Origin of the sequence: Kribbella sp. NPDC000426 (genome assembly GCF_040300265.1) — a bacterium.
Classification (GTDB): domain Bacteria; phylum Actinomycetota; class Actinomycetes; order Propionibacteriales; family Kribbellaceae; genus Kribbella.
The window spans coordinates 548,700-565,103 of record NZ_JBEPDK010000002.1; the positions used below are offsets into that span (position 1 = coordinate 548,700).

The window sequence follows — 16,404 nt, forward strand, 5'->3', positions numbered from 1 at the left end:
CAGTCAGCAGGTTTCGCTCGCTGTAGTTGGAAATCCGAGGGAGGGGTCCGATGTTCAGGTACGTCACGCGCGCAGCCGTCGTGGCAGGCAGCGTCGCCGGGTTGCTGTGGGTCGCAGCCAGTCCCGGCACGGCAACCAGCGGCCAGGAGCGGCAGTTTGTCGTCCTCTACGCCCAAGGCGGTTCCGCCGAAGCCGCGCATGCCGCGATCGCCGCCGCCGGCGGCACGCTGCTCAGTGAGAACACGGCGATCGGGGTCGCCACCGTCACCACGAAGGACGCGCGTTTCCAGGCTGCCGCCGGCGCCTCGTCCGCGATCGCGGGCGTCGCGCGCAGCACAGTCATCGGCCGGGCGCCCAACGACGGCGCAGCCATTGGGAAGGTCGACACCGCGCAGACCGACCTTCTCGGTGCAAAGGCAGGCAGCGAGAAGGCGAAGGGCGGAAAGAAGGGGGAGCCGCTCGCCGGGCTGCAGTGGGACATGCAGCAGATCGGCGCCACCGCTGACGGCTCCCAGCGTTACGAGCAGGGCAAGGGTGTCCGCGTCGGCATCATCGACACCGGTGTCGACGGCAGCCATCCCGACATCGCCAAGAACTTCGACAGGGCGCTGAGCCGCAACTTCACGACCGACATCCCGGTCGACGCGAACGGCGCGACGGTCGACGGGCCGTGCGAACACCCGAGCTGCGTCGACCCTGCCGACGAGGACGACAACGGTCACGGTACGCACGTCGCGTCCGAGATCGCGTCGCCGGTCAACAAGCTGGGGATCGCGGGCATCGCGCCCAAGGCGACGATCGTCAACCTGCGGGCCGGACAGGACTCGGGCTTCTTCTTCCTGCAGCCCACGGTCGACGCGCTGACGTACGCCGGCGATCACGGCATCGACGTCGTGAACATGAGCTTCTACGTCGACCCGTGGCTCTTCAACTGCGCCGACAACCCGGCCGACTCGCCCGAGGACCAGGCCGAGCAGCGAACCGTCGTCACGGCGATGCAGCGGGCGCTCGACTACGCCTACAACCACGGCGTCACGCTGGTCGCAGCAGCGGGCAATGGCGCGACTGACTACACCAAGACCATCGTCGACAGCTCGAGCCCGGACTTCGCGGCCGTGCCCGGTGAAGCGCCGTACCAGCGGACAATCCCGCCGTCGTGTACGTCGATGCCGTCAGAGGGCAACCACGTACTCGCGGTGACCAGCACCGGCATCACCAAGCGCAAGGCCTACTACTCGGACTTCGGCAACGGGTACGCCGACCTGTCCGCACCGGGCGGCGACGTGTACGACACCGCCGACAACAAGCGCGACATCACGAAGGCCATCCTCGCCGCATACCCGAAGCACCTCGCCGAGGAGCGCGGCCAGCTCAACCCCGACGGGACACCGAACACGCCCAGCGTGGTCGAGAGCTGCAACAAGAGTGTCTGCGCCTACTACCAGTACCTGCAGGGCACGTCGATGGCGTCACCCCACGCAGCCGGCGTCGCCGCACTCGCAGTCGGCCGCCTCGGCACCCATGACCACACCAACGGCGGTCTGAAGGCTTCGCCGGCCGCCGTAGAGCAGCTACTACGCGGCACGGCAACCGACACCGCCTGCCCAACGCCGGCAACCTTCACCTACACCCGCCTGGTCCTACAACCCGACGGCACCTTCGCAACCGTCACATCCAGCCAAACCTGCGAAGGCACCCCGACAAACAACGGCTTCTTCGGCGACGGCCTGATCAACGCCACAAGAGTCGCCCGAGCCCACTAACCACCCCACCCGGCGCCGGAACCAACCTTCCGGCGCCGGCTCCCACCAGGCCACGGCCACGCAGGCCAGACCTATGGCGACGCAGGGTAGGGCGGACGGGACTCGAACCCGTGACCCAGGGATTATGAGTCCCCTGCTCTAACCAGCTGAGCTACCGCCCCGTGTGCGGGTGATCGTATCGGGTTGGGGGAAACCAGGGTGGGGTCAGGGGTTTGACTGAGGGGTGGGGGCCGGGGAGCGGGCATGATTGAGGCAAGGTCCGGACGAAGGGAATTGCCATGGGCTGGTTCATTTTTCTGGTGATCGTGGTTGGCGCGATCGCGGCGTACAAGTACCGCGTGCCGCTGCTGGCGAAGATCCTCGGTCAGCCTCAAGACCGTATCCAGCGGGCGATCGACCGGAAGAAGGGTAAGTAAGACGTCGAGAGGCCCTGACCGCCCGGAGCGGTCAGGGCCTCTGTGGTCGGACGGGTCAGCCGACGCGTACGGCGGCGACCGAGGCGGAGGCGGTGATCTCGCCGCTGCCGGCGGCGCTGCCGTCGTCGTTGTAGCCGAAGGCGAACACCTCGACCTTGGTCGCCTTGGGGACCGTCACGACCTTCACAGTCGCGCCGGTCAGCTCGCGGTCCTTCGCGGGCGAGATCTCGGCGCCGAGGATGGTGCCGTAGTCGGTGCCGAACGCCGTGTCGGAGGCGCCGACCCGGAGCGCGAGCTGCGGCCGCGTGCCCGGGGCGCCCGCGGTGGTGCGGGCGAAGAAAGCGGTCGAGTTCAGCAGCCAGGTGCCCGGCTCGAGCGTGAACTCACCCACCTTGGTCTTGTTGGTCTTGAACGACCCGCCGATCTTCGCGATCGCCACCGGATCGAAGTCCTTCGCGACACCGGACTTGCCGTACACGTCGGTGTCCTTCAGGAACGCGTTCCGGTCGGCCGGCACGATCTTGCTCGCGGGCAGGCTGTTGTCCACGACCTGCGAGGCAGCGACCGAGCGCGGGCAGAGCGGGTACGACAGGCTCTTGCAGTCCGGCTTCACCGCGCCGTTCGCGGCAACCGTGACACCGACCAGCACGCCGGCCCCGAGCAGGGCCGCGACCAGCAGCCGTCCGCTCTTGGTGTTCAGGAACTTCTTGACGTTCACAGGGTTTCCTTCCCCTCCATCCCGAGGCCCCCTCGGGATCCGGAGAGGAACGTACCGGCAAACGGTTGGTCTAGGCCAGTATCAAACCCTTGATTCAGGTGGGGAACGTCCGGCACCAGGCGGTCAGCGTGACTTTGGCGGTGGTGCCGAGGTCGGTGTCCACCGGCCAGACGACCGGGTGCTCTCCCTTGCCTCGCGCAACGGCCAGGTAGGTGCCGGATGCCTTGTCGTCGCCGGCTTCGACCGTGTTGGACCAGGAGACGGCGGCGAGAGCTGTTTCACCTTTGTGGAGGAGCAGTTTCTTCGGGCCCGGGTCGATCGCCATGTACGACGTACCGCGGGTGATCGTCAGGTTCATCGCTCGGCGGTCGGCGTCCAGCACCGCGATATCTGGGTAGCCGTCGACGGTGATCGGTGTGGAGCGGCAGTTGGTCAGCTTCACCACCACGGCGCGATGGCCGAGGGCGGCGTCGACCGGTCCGACGGTGATCGAGGCGCCGGAGGCCGGGCAGGTGGGCCGCGGCGGTGCCGGCGTCGGATCGGGGTGAACCGTGGTGAAGGGAGTCGGGCCAAGTGATCTAGGAGTTCGCTCCGTGAGTGACGGTCCGCTCGTCACTGCTGCGCTCTGCGTGCCGCATGCGGTGAGGAGTAGCAGTCCGGCGAGCAGCCCCACCCGGGCACGACGATGCATTCGTCGAACCTACCTGCGCCCCGAGGCCACGAAAAAGCCGGGCTCCTGTGAAGAGGAGACCGGCTGATTTGTTGCTCCCGCGACTGGACTCGAACCAGTAACCTGCCGGTTAACAGCCGGCTGCTCTGCCAATTGAGCTACGCGGGATCGTGGTGGTGCATGACCCCGAAACCCTGAGGACTTGAGTAGGTTAGCAGGCGCGCAGCGAACTACAAAAACGGGATTCGGCTGCCTGCGGGGTCAGATTCCGAACTCGTCGCGGACCCGGCGCAGCGCGGCCTCGGCGGCCTCGACGACACCCGGCTGGTCGGGCTCCAATCCCTTGTCCAGAACGAAGTTCCAGGTGACCGGGGCGTCGGTGACAGCCGGATTCCGGCGACCGACGATGCGTACGCCGCGTTTGCCTGCCAGTGGCACGTGGCGCTGGACGATGATGCTCGCGTCGACCCGCTCACGCAGGAGCTGACCGAAGCGCCCGGGGTCCTCGACCTTGAGCTCGGTCGCGCGCAGCGGCGTACCGAAGTCGGTCGTCTCGTAGATGTGCAGCACCGATGCTTCGGAGTCCCAGTTGGCGCGCTCGATCTGCTCCCAGCCGACCCGGCGATCGGCGTCCGCGGAGTCCGACGGCAAGTAGACGGCTGTCCGCGTGCCGGCGGCCCAGCGGCCGTTGGTCAGCTGTACGGCGGCCAGGACGTCTTCCTTGCTCCCGGTCGCTGCGCGGGCGGCTGCCGAGACGGCGTCGGCCAGCTCGCGCGGCCAGGCGGTGCGGAGAAGTCTCACATGTTCATCATCCCAGTCTGAGTAAAGTCGGCGGATCGAGGGTCAGGCGACGTAGTCGCGGAGGTGGGGGAGGGCGCGGCGGCGCAGGTGGCGGAGGGCTTCGCGTTCCAGGGCGCGGACTCTTTCGGTGGTCAGCTCGAGGCGGGTGGCCGTTTCTTCAGGAGTACAAGGGATTCGGCCCTGCAGGCCGTAGCGATGCAGCAGCACGGACTGGTGCAGGTCGTCGAGGAACTGGAGATGGTGAGCGAGGTCACGGCGAAGGGCGGCGCGCAGCACGATCGGGTCGTCGTCGATCACCGAATCGGACTCGTCGACGTCCAGGCTCTCGGGTTGCATCCGCCACGCCTGGGCACGCTCGACCCGGCCGACGGTGAGCCCGGACGCGTGGGCCAGCTCGGGATTGGTCGGCTCGCGCCCCAGCTGCTGCGTCAGGTCGTTGCGGCTCGCGGCCACGCGGGAGGCGTCGGCGTACGCCTGGGCCGGCATCCGGACCAGCCGCGAACGGTCCGAGATCGCGCGTCCGATCGACTGGCGGATCCACCAGATCGCGTACGTCGAGAAGCGGTGCCCGAGCCGGTGGTCGAACCGCTCGACCGCCCGCATCAGCCCGATGTTGCCCTCTTGGATCAGATCGAGCAGCGAGATGCCCTTGCCGGCGTACCTCCGGGCCAAGGACACGACCAGTCGCAGGTTGCCCTCGATCATCCGCTGCCACGAGTCCCGCCCGAGCGCGACCACCCGCCGCAGGTCGACCGCGTCCGGCCGCCCCGGATCGCCGCTCAGCTGGTCGGCCGCGAGCAGCCCGGCCTCGATCCAGTACGAGTGTTCGCTCACCTCTTCCAAGGTCAGTAGTTCGTGCTGCCCGATGTCGCGCAGGTACGCCACCAACGCGGTCACGTCCGCCGGATCACAGTCCAGATCTGCCATCCCGTCCCTCTCGCCGCCGAATCTCCTTACCCAAGAGAGTGCCGCGATTCGACCACCCAGGACGCGGTGACTTTAAGTATGTGGATAACTACGAGAAGTCAGCTCCAGGCCGGATAGGACGCCGCGACCGAGGCGTACCGATCGGACCAGGAGGGGATCTCGGCGTCGTCGAGCCAGGCCTCGAGCCGGTCGAAGAACGCGTGCGTGCCGGGGATGAAGCCGCGGGCGTTCTGCTCGGACAGGCCGGTATGCGTGAAGGTCAGCAACGTCCGCCATCGGCAGGGCGCAGCTCATAGCGAACGACGCTGTCCTCGACGATGCGCTGATGCCATTCGTGCTCGAGCACGTACGGCGGATCCCAGACCAGGATCCGCCCGGTCAGCCGCTTCGCGTCCGGCGCGGCCGGCGGATCGGTCGGCATCATCTCGATCGTGCCGCCGGTACGCCCGTCGATCACGGTCTCCCCGAACCAGGCCTTGCGTTCGAGCGGATCCGTGAGCGCCGCCCATACGCGCTCGATCGGGTAGGGCAGATGGCGGCGGAAGGTCATCGTGGTGCGGTCGCCGTCGACGGCGAGCTCGCCCAAGCGGTCAGGTGCGGTCATGCGGGGGCTCCTCGGGGTTGTCGGCCAGGTGCTGCTCGAGGGCGTCGAGGTGCCGAGGCCAGTACTTGCGGTACCGGCTGATCCAGTTCTCGATCTCGATCAGCCGGTCGGCGCGCAGCGCGTAGATGCGCTTCTGGCCCTCCGGCCGTACGTCGACCAGCCCGACCTCGCGCAGGATCCGCAGATGCCGGGACACGGCCGGCTGCGTCAGCCGGTGCAGGTGCTCGACCAGCTCACCGGCAGGCCGCTCGCGTTCCGCCAGCAGATCGAGCACTTCCCGTCGGCTCGGCTCCGCGATCGCCTCGAACACGTCCATGCCGAGAAGTATTACAACTGGCGTATATAGAGGTCAAGTGATATATCTCAGGCGTACGCCCGAAGCCCGCTGAGCAGGCCCTGGTGGAACGGGTTGGCGTCGACCGCGTCGAACCAGGCCGCCCCGGTGACCAGCGGTTCCGGCGGTGGGACGACGACCGCTTCGGGAGTGGCGCCGGCCGGACCGCGCCGACGGAACTGATCCTCGAGCTCAGGAGCGGGCATGTCGGGCAGGAGCACGAAGGTGTCGGCGGGCAGGGAAGTAGACGCGTTAGGGGAGAAGGCATCAGGAGCGTCAGCTGCGAGGGCGGCGAAGGTGGTCGCGGCACGAGCAGCTGCCCCGGCCGGATCCTGGCAAACCTTCTCGAGATCGGCGAGAACCGTGGCGAAGGTGACCGATGAATCCCCGTAGTCGATGAAGCGTGAGAGCTTGCCGGTCCTGATCCGGGTGGCAGCAGGAGCCAGCCGATTCATCAGCGACGGTACGCCGTACCGAGCGCGCCCGCCGACGACGACCAAGCGGATGTCTGCTTCGCGAGCAACGATCAGCGACCGGTAGAAATCGGGGTCCGTACGGCGGACGACGATCAGGTCGGCCAGCGCGCCGCGTTCCAGCCGGCCGAGCGGCCGCGGCCACACCCCGGACAGCGCGTCGCCGGGGTTCGACGTCAGCATGCGGACCAGTTCCTCGTCCGTGAAGACCGACTGGGTCTTGTTCCACAGGTCCGCGACCTTCAACTCCCACAACACATTCCGCGTCCCCGACGGCCCCCAGTCCGATCCGAGGCACAACCGGACCCCGGCGGCGTGCGCGGCCCGCACGTCCGCGGTCGCGCCGTACAACCACAGATTGGAGAACGGCGACCACACCAGCGTCGAATTCCCCGCGTGCATGACGGCGAAATCATCCGCGTTCAACGCCGCGCCGTGAATCGCCACCAGTTGCGGTTTCACCACGTCGACCGCTTCCAGCAACTGGAACTCCGACCGCAGTTTCGGATCCGTCCCCTCCGCCGAATGCGCGATGAATCCACGCCCGGCCGCCACCGCCGTGGCGTACGGCGCCAGCGCTTCCTTGCTGTCGGCAACAAGGGTGCTGACCCGGATGAAATCGTCGTGGGTGCCGAGTTTCTCCGAGTCGATGTTCCGGATCAGGTCGTTGTCCGGCGGTACGGCGCCACGCGGGTTGCCCTGGATCGACGTCGTACCACCGATGATCGCCCGCGTCTCGACGTACCTGAGCAGCGCTCGCCCGGCGGCCGCGCCGAGCAGTCGCGCCGGCTGACTGATCTGCGCGCTGTACGTGGGCGCGCCGCCCCACTGGTTGTGCGAGGTCCACGGCTTCTTCCGCGCGGGCTCGGTCCACAACGGCAGGCTGTTGTACATCAAGTGATTGTGTAGATCGATCAGCCCGGGAAAGATCAGCCCGCCGGCCGCGAGTTGTACTGCGTTCTCGAATCCGGCCGGTACGGCGTCGATGGGAGTGACCGCCGCAATCAGCCCGTCGTCGCCGACGTACACTGCGCCACCGGGAAGAACCTGCCCGTCCGGTCGCATTGTCACCACGGTTCCACGCAGTACAAACATGCCTCGTCCTCCCGTAGAATTCCCCGTGCCGCCCCGGATCTTGAGCGTAAGGTCATGGATCGCCCAGGGGGAGGTATGGCGATGCTCGATTTCGATCCCGGCCCGCCGGACACAGTGGCGCAGCACTTCGCGAATGTCCCGAGTTATGCGGATGTCCAGCAATTCTTCTGGTACGACTGGGGCCCGGTCTTCTACCGCGGCCGACTCGACGGCTCGGGCCGGTTGCTGGCCGTCGCATCGGATCCCGGACCGACCGAACGCATCGCCGGCCGCACGCTGGTGGGTGACGCGGGACAACGTGTGCAGGGCTTCCTGACGAAGCTCGGCCTGACCGTCAGCTACACGCTCGTCAACGCGTACTCGTACGCGTTGATACCGGCCCGAGCGCAGCAGGCCGCGCCGCTGCTTTCCAGACCTGATCAACTGACCTGGCGCAACACCCTGCTCGAGTTGATCACCGGCCCGCAGTTGCAGGCGATCGTCGCGTTCGGCGTCCAGGCCAAGTCCGCAGTACATCTATGGACCGACAAGCCTGACGTGCCGGTCTTCGAGGTGCCGCACCCGTCCAGCCGCAACGCGAAGGCACTCGTCGACGGCTGGCGCGCGGCGATCACCGAACTGCGCACGATCGTGACGCCCGATCCCGACGGCGACAACACCGGCGCCAACTACGGGCCGAAGTTCCTGGAGACCGACTACGCGCCGGTTCCGGCTCGCGACCTGCCGTTCGGCGTACCGCCGTGGCTCGGCAACGACGCGTGGGGACGTCATGACAAACCACGGCACAACAACAGCGTCGAACGGCCCGACACCGACGTTCTCAACACTCTTGTGTGGCGCGCACCCAAACTCGACTGAAAGTTGTCCCCGCCTGCCGCTACCTTGGTCGGATGCGAGTGGCGACGTGGAATGTGAACTCGGTCAAGCAGCGGATGCCGCGGTTGCTCGACTGGCTCGACGAGCGGCAGCCCGACGTCGTGTGCCTGCAGGAGACCAAGCTCGCGGACGACGCCTTCAACGCCCTGCTCGGTGCCGAGCTGACCGATCGCGGCTACGAGATCGGTCTGTACGGCGAGCTCCAGTGGAACGGCGTCGCCCTGCTGTCGAAGGTGGGGCTCGAGGACGTCGTCACCGGGGTCGCCGGCGCGCCCGGCTTCCCGAATCCTGAGGCGCGGGCCGTCGCCGCGACCTGCGGCGGCATCCGGATCCACTCGCTGTACGTGCCGAACGGGCGGGTCCCGGACTCCGATCACTACCACTACAAGCTCGCCTGGCTCGCAGCCCTCACCGAGGTCGTCGCGAACGGTCCGGCCGACCAGATCGTCTGCGGCGATATGAACATCGCGCCGACCGACGCCGACGTCTTCGACCCCGCGGCGTACGTCGGCCAGACGCATGTGACGCCACCCGAGCGGCAGGCGCTGGCGGAGCTGATGGCCGCGAAGGACCTGCACGACGTCGTCCGCGACCGCTGGCCGAGCGACCGCATCTTCAGCTACTGGGACTACCGCGCCGGCATGTTCCACCAGGATCTCGGCATGCGGATCGACCTGATGCTCGCGACCGATCCGGTGGCGGCGCGGGTCAAGGCCGCGTGGATCGATCGCAAGGCTCGCAAGGGCACCGGGCCGAGCGACCATGCACCGGTCATCATCGATCTCGACACCGCGCCGGACGGCGATATCGGTCCGGTCGTGCCACCGCCGTCCGCGCCGCGGACCGGCCGGAAGAAGACGACCAAGCTTCCGCAGAGCCGCTGATGCGCCGCCTCGCTGCGGTCGCGATCCTCGTACTCGCGACTCTCACCGCCTGCAGTGACAACCAGCCGCCGACGCCGAGCCCGGTCACGTGGACGAAGGTCGACACCCCGGCCGAGCCGGTCACTCTGACCGCGCACGGCGATCAGCTCCTGATCGGTCTGCGCCACCGCGGCGCCAAGGTCGTCCCGGAGCTCCTGCTCCAGGACAGCACCGGCAAGCGCACGCCGATCACCGTCAAGCCCAACGCGGCCAGCCCGTACGCCACCGAAGCCATCTGGTACTCGATCGCATACGACGGCAAGCAGCTCCTCGCGCTCGGCGGAGCAGCCGGTGGCGCGCACTCCAACACCCGCTGGACGGTCTGGACCGGCACGCCTCAGACCGGACTGATCGAGCACCCGCAGAACTTCTGGACGTTCGGTGGGGAGACGGCCGGCGACCTCTACAGCGCCGTCATCACACCGAGCGGCAGTGCCTTGCTCGGCTCATGGGGCGGTGTGGAGACGGGTAACGACGCCATGGTCTGGCTGCCGAAAGGCGACGTGTGGAGCCGACAGGATCCGACCAAGACAGCCCTCCAGAGCACGCCGAGCCTGCTGGTCGGCCCAGGCTTCGGCACGACGCTCGGCGACAGCATCGTCATCGTCGGCTCGCAGGTCCGCCTCGCGCCCAACGTGGTCGCCCAGGAAGCGGCCGTCTGGCGATCCGCGAAACTCAACTCGGGCTGGACGAGGATCGCCCTGCCCGAACCGGGCAACCGCAGCCAGGCCAACACCGCCACGTGCGACAAGGACTGCGTGATCTCCGGGTACGTCGACGGTCAGCTGGCGGTCTGGCAGCTCGACGCGTCAGGTACGGCGAAGCGCCTCCAAGGCGTGCCGTCCGTCCCGGTCGGCGACAAGGACAAACTGCCGCCGCCGGTCGTCGACGGCGGCAAGATCGTCCAGATCGTTGCCCAGGACAACAAGGTCAAGGTGCTCACGTACCAGGACGGCCACTGGACCGTCCAGGACTCACAAGGCCCGACCGGCCAGGTCACCGACGCCGTCCTGCTGCCCGATCACAAGCTCTACCTGATCGCCGGCACCACACTCTGGCAGACGACGCTCAGCTGAGCAGCCCCTTCACGTACGCCGCCTGGCCCGCGTGCTGCGCGCAGTCGTCGATGACGCTGACGAGCCGCACGCCGAGCGAGACCGGCGGGTTCCACCGCTTGTCGACGATCCGGTCCAAACCGTCGTCGGTCACCGTCTCGAGGAACTGCACAGTGCGCGCGTGCACGGCGTCGTAGTACCCGAGCAGTTGATCGGCCGACAGCTGAACCAGCGCCACCTGGTCCGACGTGTGCGCGTATCCGGTGTCGGCCGCCGGCAACGGCAGACCGAGCCGCTCGTGCCACCCGTCCGCCGTGTACACCTGGTCGTAGCCTCCCGCATCCGCGAGATGGTCGTCCTGGACCCGGGTCAGGTGCCAGACGAGCCAGGCGATCGAGTTGGCCGAGTCACCCGGCCGCGCCGCAAGAGTCTTGTCGTCGAGCCCCGTCACGACATCGTGCAGAACCTCCTGGATCCGGCTGTGTGCGTCCAGCAGCAGGTCACTTGTCTTCATACCGGCCACCGTAGTCTTCGACTCGGACAGTTCTGAGAGAGGGAGCAACCGTGGAATATCGCACGCTGGGTACGAGCGGCGCTGTGGTCTCGACCTACACGCTCGGCACCATGACGTTCGGCAGCGAGACCGACGAGGGCGGCTCGCACGAGCAGCTGGATCGATACACCGAGGCCGGCGGCAATCTCATCGACACCGCGGACGTGTACTCCGGCGGTGTGTCCGAGCAGATCGTCGGACGCTGGCTGGCGAAGAGCTCCGCCCGCGACACCGTCGTACTGGCCACGAAGGGCCGGTTCCCGATGGGCGACGGGCCGAACGACGTCGGCACGTCGCGGATCCATCTGCGGAAGGCGCTGGAGGCATCGCTCGGCCGGCTGGGTGTCGACCACATCGACCTGTACCAGTTGCACGCGTGGGACCCGGTCACGCCGCTGGAGGAGACGCTGAGCTTCCTCGAGGACGCCGTACGGGCCGGCAAGATCGCGTACGGCGGTCTGTCGAACTTCACCGGGTGGCAGCTGCAGAAGGCGTGCGACCTGATCGGCTACCGCGGCTGGTCGAAGCTGGTGACGCTGCAGCCGCAGTACAACCTGCTCGTGCGTGAGATCGAGTGGGAGATCGTCCCGGCGGCGCAGGAGAACGGGTTGGGTCTGCTGCCGTGGTCGCCGCTCGGTGGCGGCTGGCTGACCGGGAAGTACTCGTTCGACGAGGAGCCGACCGGTGCGACCCGCCTGGGCGAGAACCCGGACCGCGGCGTCGAGTCCTGGTACCGGCGCAGCCGCAACCAGCGGGTTCGTGACGTGGTCGACGCGGTTCGGGAGATCGCTGAGGCGCGCGGGATCTCGATGGCGCAGGTAGCGCTCGCCTGGCTGGTCGACCGGCCGATGGTCACGTCGGTCATCCTCGGAGCCCGCACGCTCGAGCAGCTCGACGACAACCTCGCCGCGGCGGATCTGCACCTCACCGCCGAGGAGACGGCGAAGCTGGACGAGGCGAGTGATCCGGGCGCAGCGGACTACCCGTACGGCGGTCCCGGCGTTGCACAGCGGGGCCGACCGATCACCGGCGGACGCGCCTAGTCCTCGACGGCAGCGCGGAGAGCGGAGTACGACGCAACGAGCGCACGCCGCTCTGCCGCGAGCAGCGGGTCGGCGCGATCGCATCCTGCCCGGACCCAGCGGTCCGACAGGTCCATCGCCTCGACCCGCTTGCGCGCGGCCTGGCGTACGGCGTCGCGGTCCGCGTCGTACACGTAGGAGTAAAGGTCGATCAGCGCGCTTTCGAGATGCTCCTCGGTGATGTCCTCCGAGTGCTGGCGCTCGCGGTGGACACGCCACCATTCAACCTCGAAGGCGGCGGCGCGGGCCGGTTCGAAGAGCAGTCCGCTCGAGGAGGCCACCAGCTCGTAGAAGCGGCGCATGTAGGCGCGGGCCGCGTCCGGCTGGTTGTCGGGGTACGGCGCCCACACCTGGTTGGCGCGGAGTACATACCAGGCTCCGCTGAGTGTCCGGTGCGGCGCCATGCGGAAGCCGGCGGAGACCATGCCGACCGCGGCGACCAGGAACTGGCGCCACTCGTGCCGGTAGTAGGCGGCCCAGGCATCTGTCTCGCGGTTGCCGACGACTACCGGGTCGAAGGACAGTAGATCTGTTCTGGAACGCATGATCCCTCCCCCTGAGGACATCCGATGAACGATGGTAGTCCGATCGCGGATGTGGTGGCGCGCATGCAGCAGCGCCTCGACGAGCTGCCGGACGAGCTCGCACACCGGCGCTTCTTCCTCAGCACCTACCTGCGGACGACGCAGGCAGTCGGGAAAGCAATCGACGACGCCCGCTTCGAGGACCCCGAGTGGGTGGAGATCTGGGACGTGAAGTTTGCCGAGCTGTACCTCCGGGCCCACGACCTGCAAGCTCACGACGTGAACCTGGCCCCGCGGCCTTGGCGGTTGGCGTTTGAGGCGTCGAGGGAGTTGCCGGCGTTGGGGCATGTGTTGTTGGGGATCAATGCGCATGTGAACTACGACCTGCCGCAGGCGCTGCTCGAGGTGATCAGTGATGACGACTTTCTGGATCCGCCGTTGATGGATCGGCGCCGGCGGGATCACGAGCGGATCGACGGTGTGTTGTCGGAGCGTGTCGCCGCGGAGGATGAGGAACTGGCGGCGACCGGAGTGCGCAGTTTGCTGGACCACGTGCTCACTCCGCTCAACCGGCTCGCCTCACAGCGCTTCCTGCGCGAGTCGAGGCAGAAGGTCTGGCACAACACGTTCGAGCTGCAGCGGGCACGTGTCGGAGGTACGTACGACAAGCGCCTGGCTGAGCTGGAAGTGCTGAGCGCTGCGAAGGTCGCTGACCTCTTGAGGCCCGGTCAGGTGTTGCTGCGGCTAGCGGTGACCGGATTCGGCGTCACGCTGCCACCGGTCTAGCTCGGCAGTACGCCGGACCACAGGAACCCGACAGCCAAGCAGAAGAGCGTCACCAGGCCGAACACGCCAACCCACAGCAACGCCGGCACACCGGTCAGCCGACGCAACTGGTCAGCATCCGAGCTACGCCCCTGCCCACCACGCCGTGAGCGCTGCAACTCCATGACCGCTCGCGGCGCAGCCAACAGCAGGAACCACGTGAGCAGGTGAGCGAAAGCGGTCTGGACCTCAGCCGACCCCCACCACGACACCCCGAACACCACCGCGCCGAACACCAGCACAGACCACAGTCCGAACAGGTTGCGGATCTGCAGCAGCAGAATCACCAGTGCGAGCAAGAGTCCCCACAGCAGCGCCACGGCGTACCCACGACTCAGCACGAACGCCGCAGCCAAGCCGAAGAGCGCGGGCCCCGGATAGCCGGCGAGTAGTACTGCGATCATCCCCGCGCCGGTCGGCTTGCCGCGCGACACCGTCACGCCGGACGTGTCCGAGTGCAGTCTGATCCCGGACAGCTTCCGCCCGACCAGCAACGCGATCAGCCCGTGCGCGCCTTCGTGGGCGATCGTCACCACCTGCCGCGTGTACTTCCACAACGGTCGCCAGGCGATCAGCAGCAGTGCGACCGCACCGGTCCCGATCACCAACTTGAGAGACGGCTCGGGCTGGACCGACGTGATGCTGTTCCAGAACTCACTCACCCGCACATCCTGACAGGCAGGTGGTCAACCGCCCGCCGTTGACATCGTCTGGTGCGCGAACGACCGTGGAGAGATCGCGGGGGAGGGCCGTTTTGCTTTGGGGGAAAGATGTCTCAACCACGCACCATGACACGCACGGGGAAGAAGACCGCGGCGGCTGCGAAGAAGACCGCAGCGAGGCGGCGGACCTCGGCCGCCGTCAAGGAAGCGGCGGCCGTCCCGCTGCCGGACTTCCTCGAGTCCGCGGGAACGCTGACGCTCGACCAGCGCAGACTGCTGGTGGATCAAGCTCTCTTGCTACTCGGTGAGAACTACGTGCACCTGCCGCTCAAGGTCGCGATGCACGCGGTCAACCCGCTGCAGCGCCTGCGGGTCTTGCGCGCCCGGATGGAGCGCCAGACCGACGACACGATGCAGGAGGAGTGGATCTTCCATCGTGAGATGTCGAGCATCTTCCACTCGGTCCGCGATCTGCATACCAACTACCTGCTGCCGGTCCCGTTTGCCGGGAAGATCGCATTCCTGCCGTTCATGATCGAGAAGTGCTACGACCCCGACGGGACCGAGCACTATCTGATCACCCGGACGATCACCGACTACCAGGCGCCGCAGTTCGGTGCCGGCGCCGAGGTGACGCACTGGAACGGTACGCCGATCGCCCGCGCGGTCGCCCTGAACGGAGCACTGTTCGCCGGCAGCAACGACGCCGCGAACCTCGCTCGCGGACTCGAATCGCTCACGCTCCGCCCGCTCGTGATCCAGTCCCCGCCCGACGAGGACTGGGTGACGCTGACCTACATCGGTCTCGACGGCTCGAACCAGGAGCTCCGCGAGCAATGGAAGGTCGCGACCAACCTCCCGCCGATGACGGACCTCGACGCGGTCAGCGAAGCGTCGGCGTTGATGGGCCTCGACCTCGACTCCGACGAGAAGTCGCGCGCGAAGAAGGTCCTGTACGTACGCGACGTGGTCGAACTCGAACGCGGTCAGAGCTCGGCCGAACTCGCCGCACCCGCTGCCGTCACCGGCGCGGACCTGCCGACCACGATGCCCGGCGTCTTCCGCGCCCGCGAGGTGGTCACGTCGTCCGGCAACTTCGGGCACCTGCGGATCTTCACGTTCAGCGTGCAGGACCCGGTCGCGTTCCGGGACGAGTTCGTCCGGCTGGTCGCGATCCTGCCGCAGAACGGGCTGATCGTCGACGTCCGCGACAACGGCGGCGGGCACATCTACGCGAGCGAGTTCACGCTGCAGACGATGACGCCGCGGCGGATCGCGCCGGAACCCGTGCAGTTCATCAGTACGCCGCTCAACCTGAAGATCTGCCGGCGGCACAAGGACAACCCGTCCGGGATCGACCTCGGCCCGTGGTTCGACTCGCTCGACCTGGCGATCGAGACCGGTGCGCAGTACTCCGCGGCGAAGCCGATCACGCCGGAGGACGGCGCGAACGACATCGGGCAGACGTACCACGGGCCCGTCGTGCTGATCACCGATGCCCGGGTCTACTCGGCCACCGACATCTTCACGGCCGGGTTCGCCGACCACGAGATCGGCACCATCCTCGGCGTCGACGACAACACCGGCGCGGGCGGCGCCAACGTGTGGACGCACGGCCTGCTCGCGTCGCTCCTCAACGAACCGCCTCCGCCTGACGAGACCTCGCCGTACATCGCGCTGCCGAACGGGGCGAACCTGCGGGTCGCGATCCGTCGTACCCTGCGCGTCGGCAAGCTCGCCGGTACGCCGGTCGAGGACCTCGGCGTGAAACCGCATGAGACGCACCGGATGACCAAGGCCGACCTGCTCGACGGCAATGTCGACCTGCTGAACAGGGCCGGCGCGCTGCTCGCCGCGCTCCCGGTCCGCCGGCTCGACCTCAAGACGTCGCTCAGCGGTACGACGCTGACCGTCGCGATAGATGCCCAGAGCATCGATCGGGTCGACATCTACCTCGACGACCGCCCGATCAGCTCCGAAGATCTGACCGGCCCGCTGAGCATCGACATCCTCGATGTGACGCCAGGTCAGATGCTCCGCGCCGACGGCTACCAGGCGGGAAGCCTCGTGGCGTCCCGGCGGCAGGTCGTGTAGGTCCGCTAC

The 16,404-nt window shown here is 67.6% G+C and carries 19 protein-coding genes and 2 tRNA genes; 8 read left to right on the plus strand and 13 right to left on the minus strand.

What is annotated here, in order from left to right; genetic code table 11:
* Positions 1 to 50: 50 nt before the first annotated feature.
* Complete coding sequence (locus tag ABT313_RS10465) at positions 51 to 1,763, plus strand: S8 family serine peptidase (protein ID WP_350850851.1); 1,713 nt, start codon at positions 51 to 53, stop codon at positions 1,761 to 1,763.
* An 87-nt stretch (positions 1,764 to 1,850) separates the two neighbouring features.
* Here ABT313_RS10465 and ABT313_RS10470 read toward each other — a convergent pair.
* Positions 1,851 to 1,924: transfer RNA gene (locus ABT313_RS10470), tRNA-Ile, on the minus strand.
* Positions 1,925 to 2,041: 117 nt separating this feature from the next.
* Here ABT313_RS10470 and ABT313_RS10475 point away from each other — a divergent pair.
* The gene (locus ABT313_RS10475) at positions 2,042 to 2,179 is read left to right on the plus strand and encodes a hypothetical protein (protein ID WP_198681893.1); all 138 of its coding nucleotides are present in this window, start codon (positions 2,042 to 2,044) and stop codon (positions 2,177 to 2,179) included.
* A gap of 55 nt (positions 2,180 to 2,234) precedes the next feature.
* Here the strand turns inward: ABT313_RS10475 and ABT313_RS10480 are convergent, their stop codons facing one another.
* From ABT313_RS10480 to ABT313_RS10520, 9 genes are all read right to left on the minus strand, one after another.
* Positions 2,235 to 2,897: a hypothetical protein gene (locus ABT313_RS10480; RefSeq protein ID WP_350850853.1), complete on the minus strand. Its 663-nt coding sequence runs from the start codon at positions 2,895 to 2,897 to the stop codon at positions 2,235 to 2,237.
* Between the two features lie 94 nt (positions 2,898 to 2,991).
* Positions 2,992 to 3,588, minus strand: coding sequence for a DUF4232 domain-containing protein (locus ABT313_RS10485; protein WP_350850855.1), 597 nt, complete (start codon positions 3,586 to 3,588; stop codon positions 2,992 to 2,994).
* Positions 3,589 to 3,662: 74 nt separating this feature from the next.
* Positions 3,663 to 3,735 (minus strand) — tRNA-Asn (locus ABT313_RS10490).
* Positions 3,736 to 3,828: 93 nt separating this feature from the next.
* Complete coding sequence (locus ABT313_RS10495) at positions 3,829 to 4,368, minus strand: hypothetical protein (RefSeq protein WP_350850857.1); 540 nt, start codon at positions 4,366 to 4,368, stop codon at positions 3,829 to 3,831.
* Between the two features lie 42 nt (positions 4,369 to 4,410).
* Entirely contained in the window at positions 4,411 to 5,295 is an 885-nt protein-coding gene (locus tag ABT313_RS10500; protein ID WP_350850859.1) for a sigma-70 family RNA polymerase sigma factor, read from the minus strand.
* A gap of 98 nt (positions 5,296 to 5,393) precedes the next feature.
* Positions 5,394 to 5,561, minus strand: coding sequence for an SRPBCC family protein (locus ABT313_RS10505; RefSeq protein WP_350850861.1), 168 nt, complete (start codon positions 5,559 to 5,561; stop codon positions 5,394 to 5,396).
* Positions 5,555 to 5,899, minus strand: a complete 345-nt coding sequence (locus tag ABT313_RS10510; RefSeq protein WP_350850862.1) for an SRPBCC domain-containing protein — start codon at positions 5,897 to 5,899, stop codon at positions 5,555 to 5,557. The genes ABT313_RS10505 and ABT313_RS10510 overlap by 7 nt, the downstream gene beginning before the upstream one ends.
* The gene (locus ABT313_RS10515; RefSeq protein ID WP_350850863.1) at positions 5,886 to 6,215 is read right to left on the minus strand and encodes an ArsR/SmtB family transcription factor; all 330 of its coding nucleotides are present in this window, start codon (positions 6,213 to 6,215) and stop codon (positions 5,886 to 5,888) included. Before ABT313_RS10515 ends, ABT313_RS10510 begins: the two co-directional genes overlap by 14 nt.
* A gap of 47 nt (positions 6,216 to 6,262) precedes the next feature.
* Positions 6,263 to 7,801 carry an amidohydrolase family protein gene (locus ABT313_RS10520; RefSeq protein ID WP_350850865.1) on the minus strand — a complete coding sequence of 513 codons (1,539 nt, stop codon included), beginning with the start codon at positions 7,799 to 7,801 and terminating at the stop codon, positions 6,263 to 6,265.
* Positions 7,802 to 7,876: 75 nt separating this feature from the next.
* Between ABT313_RS10520 and ABT313_RS10525 the strand changes: the two genes are divergently transcribed.
* Genes ABT313_RS10525 through ABT313_RS10535 form a run of 3 tightly spaced genes read left to right on the plus strand, consistent with a single transcriptional unit; the run spans position 7,877 to position 10,676 of the window.
* The gene (locus ABT313_RS10525) at positions 7,877 to 8,659 is read left to right on the plus strand and encodes a uracil-DNA glycosylase family protein (protein WP_350850867.1); all 783 of its coding nucleotides are present in this window, start codon (positions 7,877 to 7,879) and stop codon (positions 8,657 to 8,659) included.
* A gap of 32 nt (positions 8,660 to 8,691) precedes the next feature.
* Positions 8,692 to 9,561, plus strand: a complete 870-nt coding sequence (locus tag ABT313_RS10530; RefSeq protein WP_350850869.1) for an exodeoxyribonuclease III — start codon at positions 8,692 to 8,694, stop codon at positions 9,559 to 9,561.
* Positions 9,561 to 10,676, plus strand: coding sequence for a hypothetical protein (locus ABT313_RS10535; protein WP_350850871.1), 1,116 nt, complete (start codon positions 9,561 to 9,563; stop codon positions 10,674 to 10,676). The genes ABT313_RS10530 and ABT313_RS10535 overlap by 1 nt, the downstream gene beginning before the upstream one ends.
* Here ABT313_RS10535 and ABT313_RS10540 read toward each other — a convergent pair.
* Positions 10,669 to 11,169, minus strand: a complete 501-nt coding sequence (locus ABT313_RS10540; RefSeq protein WP_350850873.1) for a mycothiol transferase — start codon at positions 11,167 to 11,169, stop codon at positions 10,669 to 10,671. The two genes, ABT313_RS10535 and ABT313_RS10540, sit on opposite strands and share 8 nt — an antisense overlap.
* Positions 11,170 to 11,219: 50 nt before the next feature.
* Here ABT313_RS10540 and ABT313_RS10545 point away from each other — a divergent pair, with 50 nt between their 5' ends.
* On the plus strand, positions 11,220 to 12,251 hold the full coding sequence (locus tag ABT313_RS10545) for an aldo/keto reductase (protein WP_350850875.1): 1,032 nt from the start codon (positions 11,220 to 11,222) through the stop codon (positions 12,249 to 12,251).
* On the opposite strand, the gene ABT313_RS10550 is transcribed toward ABT313_RS10545, so the two are convergent.
* Positions 12,248 to 12,835 carry a hypothetical protein gene (locus ABT313_RS10550; protein WP_350850877.1) on the minus strand — a complete coding sequence of 196 codons (588 nt, stop codon included), beginning with the start codon at positions 12,833 to 12,835 and terminating at the stop codon, positions 12,248 to 12,250. The genes ABT313_RS10545 and ABT313_RS10550 overlap by 4 nt on opposite strands.
* 24 nt (positions 12,836 to 12,859) lie before the next feature.
* Here ABT313_RS10550 and ABT313_RS10555 point away from each other — a divergent pair, with 24 nt between their 5' ends.
* Positions 12,860 to 13,600 carry a DUF5995 family protein gene (locus tag ABT313_RS10555; RefSeq protein ID WP_350850879.1) on the plus strand — a complete coding sequence of 247 codons (741 nt, stop codon included), beginning with the start codon at positions 12,860 to 12,862 and terminating at the stop codon, positions 13,598 to 13,600.
* On the opposite strand, the gene ABT313_RS10560 is transcribed toward ABT313_RS10555, so the two are convergent.
* Positions 13,597 to 14,301, minus strand: coding sequence for a M50 family metallopeptidase (locus tag ABT313_RS10560; RefSeq protein WP_350850880.1), 705 nt, complete (start codon positions 14,299 to 14,301; stop codon positions 13,597 to 13,599). The two genes, ABT313_RS10555 and ABT313_RS10560, sit on opposite strands and share 4 nt — an antisense overlap.
* 126 nt (positions 14,302 to 14,427) lie before the next feature.
* On the opposite strand from ABT313_RS10560, the gene ABT313_RS10565 reads away from it, so the two are divergent.
* Positions 14,428 to 16,395: a S41 family peptidase gene (locus ABT313_RS10565; RefSeq protein WP_350850882.1), complete on the plus strand. Its 1,968-nt coding sequence runs from the start codon at positions 14,428 to 14,430 to the stop codon at positions 16,393 to 16,395.
* Positions 16,396 to 16,404: the final 9 nt, after the last annotated feature.

Coding starts and splice junctions, on each gene's coding strand:
- ABT313_RS10565 (WP_350850882.1), top strand. CDS start 14,428: ATGACACGCACGGGGAAGAAGACCGCGGCGGCTGCGAAGAAGACCGCA.
- ABT313_RS10500 (WP_350850859.1), bottom strand. CDS start 5,295: ATGGCAGATCTGGACTGTGATCCGGCGGACGTGACCGCGTTGGTGGCG.
- ABT313_RS10555 (WP_350850879.1), top strand. CDS start 12,860: ATGAACGATGGTAGTCCGATCGCGGATGTGGTGGCGCGCATGCAGCAG.
- ABT313_RS10465 (WP_350850851.1), top strand. CDS start 51: ATGTTCAGGTACGTCACGCGCGCAGCCGTCGTGGCAGGCAGCGTCGCC.
- ABT313_RS10540 (WP_350850873.1), bottom strand. CDS start 11,169: ATGAAGACAAGTGACCTGCTGCTGGACGCACACAGCCGGATCCAGGAG.
- ABT313_RS10485 (WP_350850855.1), bottom strand. CDS start 3,588: ATGCATCGTCGTGCCCGGGTGGGGCTGCTCGCCGGACTGCTACTCCTC.
- ABT313_RS10510 (WP_350850862.1), bottom strand. CDS start 5,899: ATGACCGCACCTGACCGCTTGGGCGAGCTCGCCGTCGACGGCGACCGC.
- ABT313_RS10525 (WP_350850867.1), top strand. CDS start 7,877: ATGGCGATGCTCGATTTCGATCCCGGCCCGCCGGACACAGTGGCGCAG.
- ABT313_RS10535 (WP_350850871.1), top strand. CDS start 9,561: ATGCGCCGCCTCGCTGCGGTCGCGATCCTCGTACTCGCGACTCTCACC.
- ABT313_RS10475 (WP_198681893.1), top strand. CDS start 2,042: ATGGGCTGGTTCATTTTTCTGGTGATCGTGGTTGGCGCGATCGCGGCG.
- ABT313_RS10515 (WP_350850863.1), bottom strand. CDS start 6,215: ATGGACGTGTTCGAGGCGATCGCGGAGCCGAGCCGACGGGAAGTGCTC.
- ABT313_RS10530 (WP_350850869.1), top strand. CDS start 8,692: ATGCGAGTGGCGACGTGGAATGTGAACTCGGTCAAGCAGCGGATGCCG.
- ABT313_RS10520 (WP_350850865.1), bottom strand. CDS start 7,801: ATGTTTGTACTGCGTGGAACCGTGGTGACAATGCGACCGGACGGGCAG.
- ABT313_RS10550 (WP_350850877.1), bottom strand. CDS start 12,835: ATGCGTTCCAGAACAGATCTACTGTCCTTCGACCCGGTAGTCGTCGGC.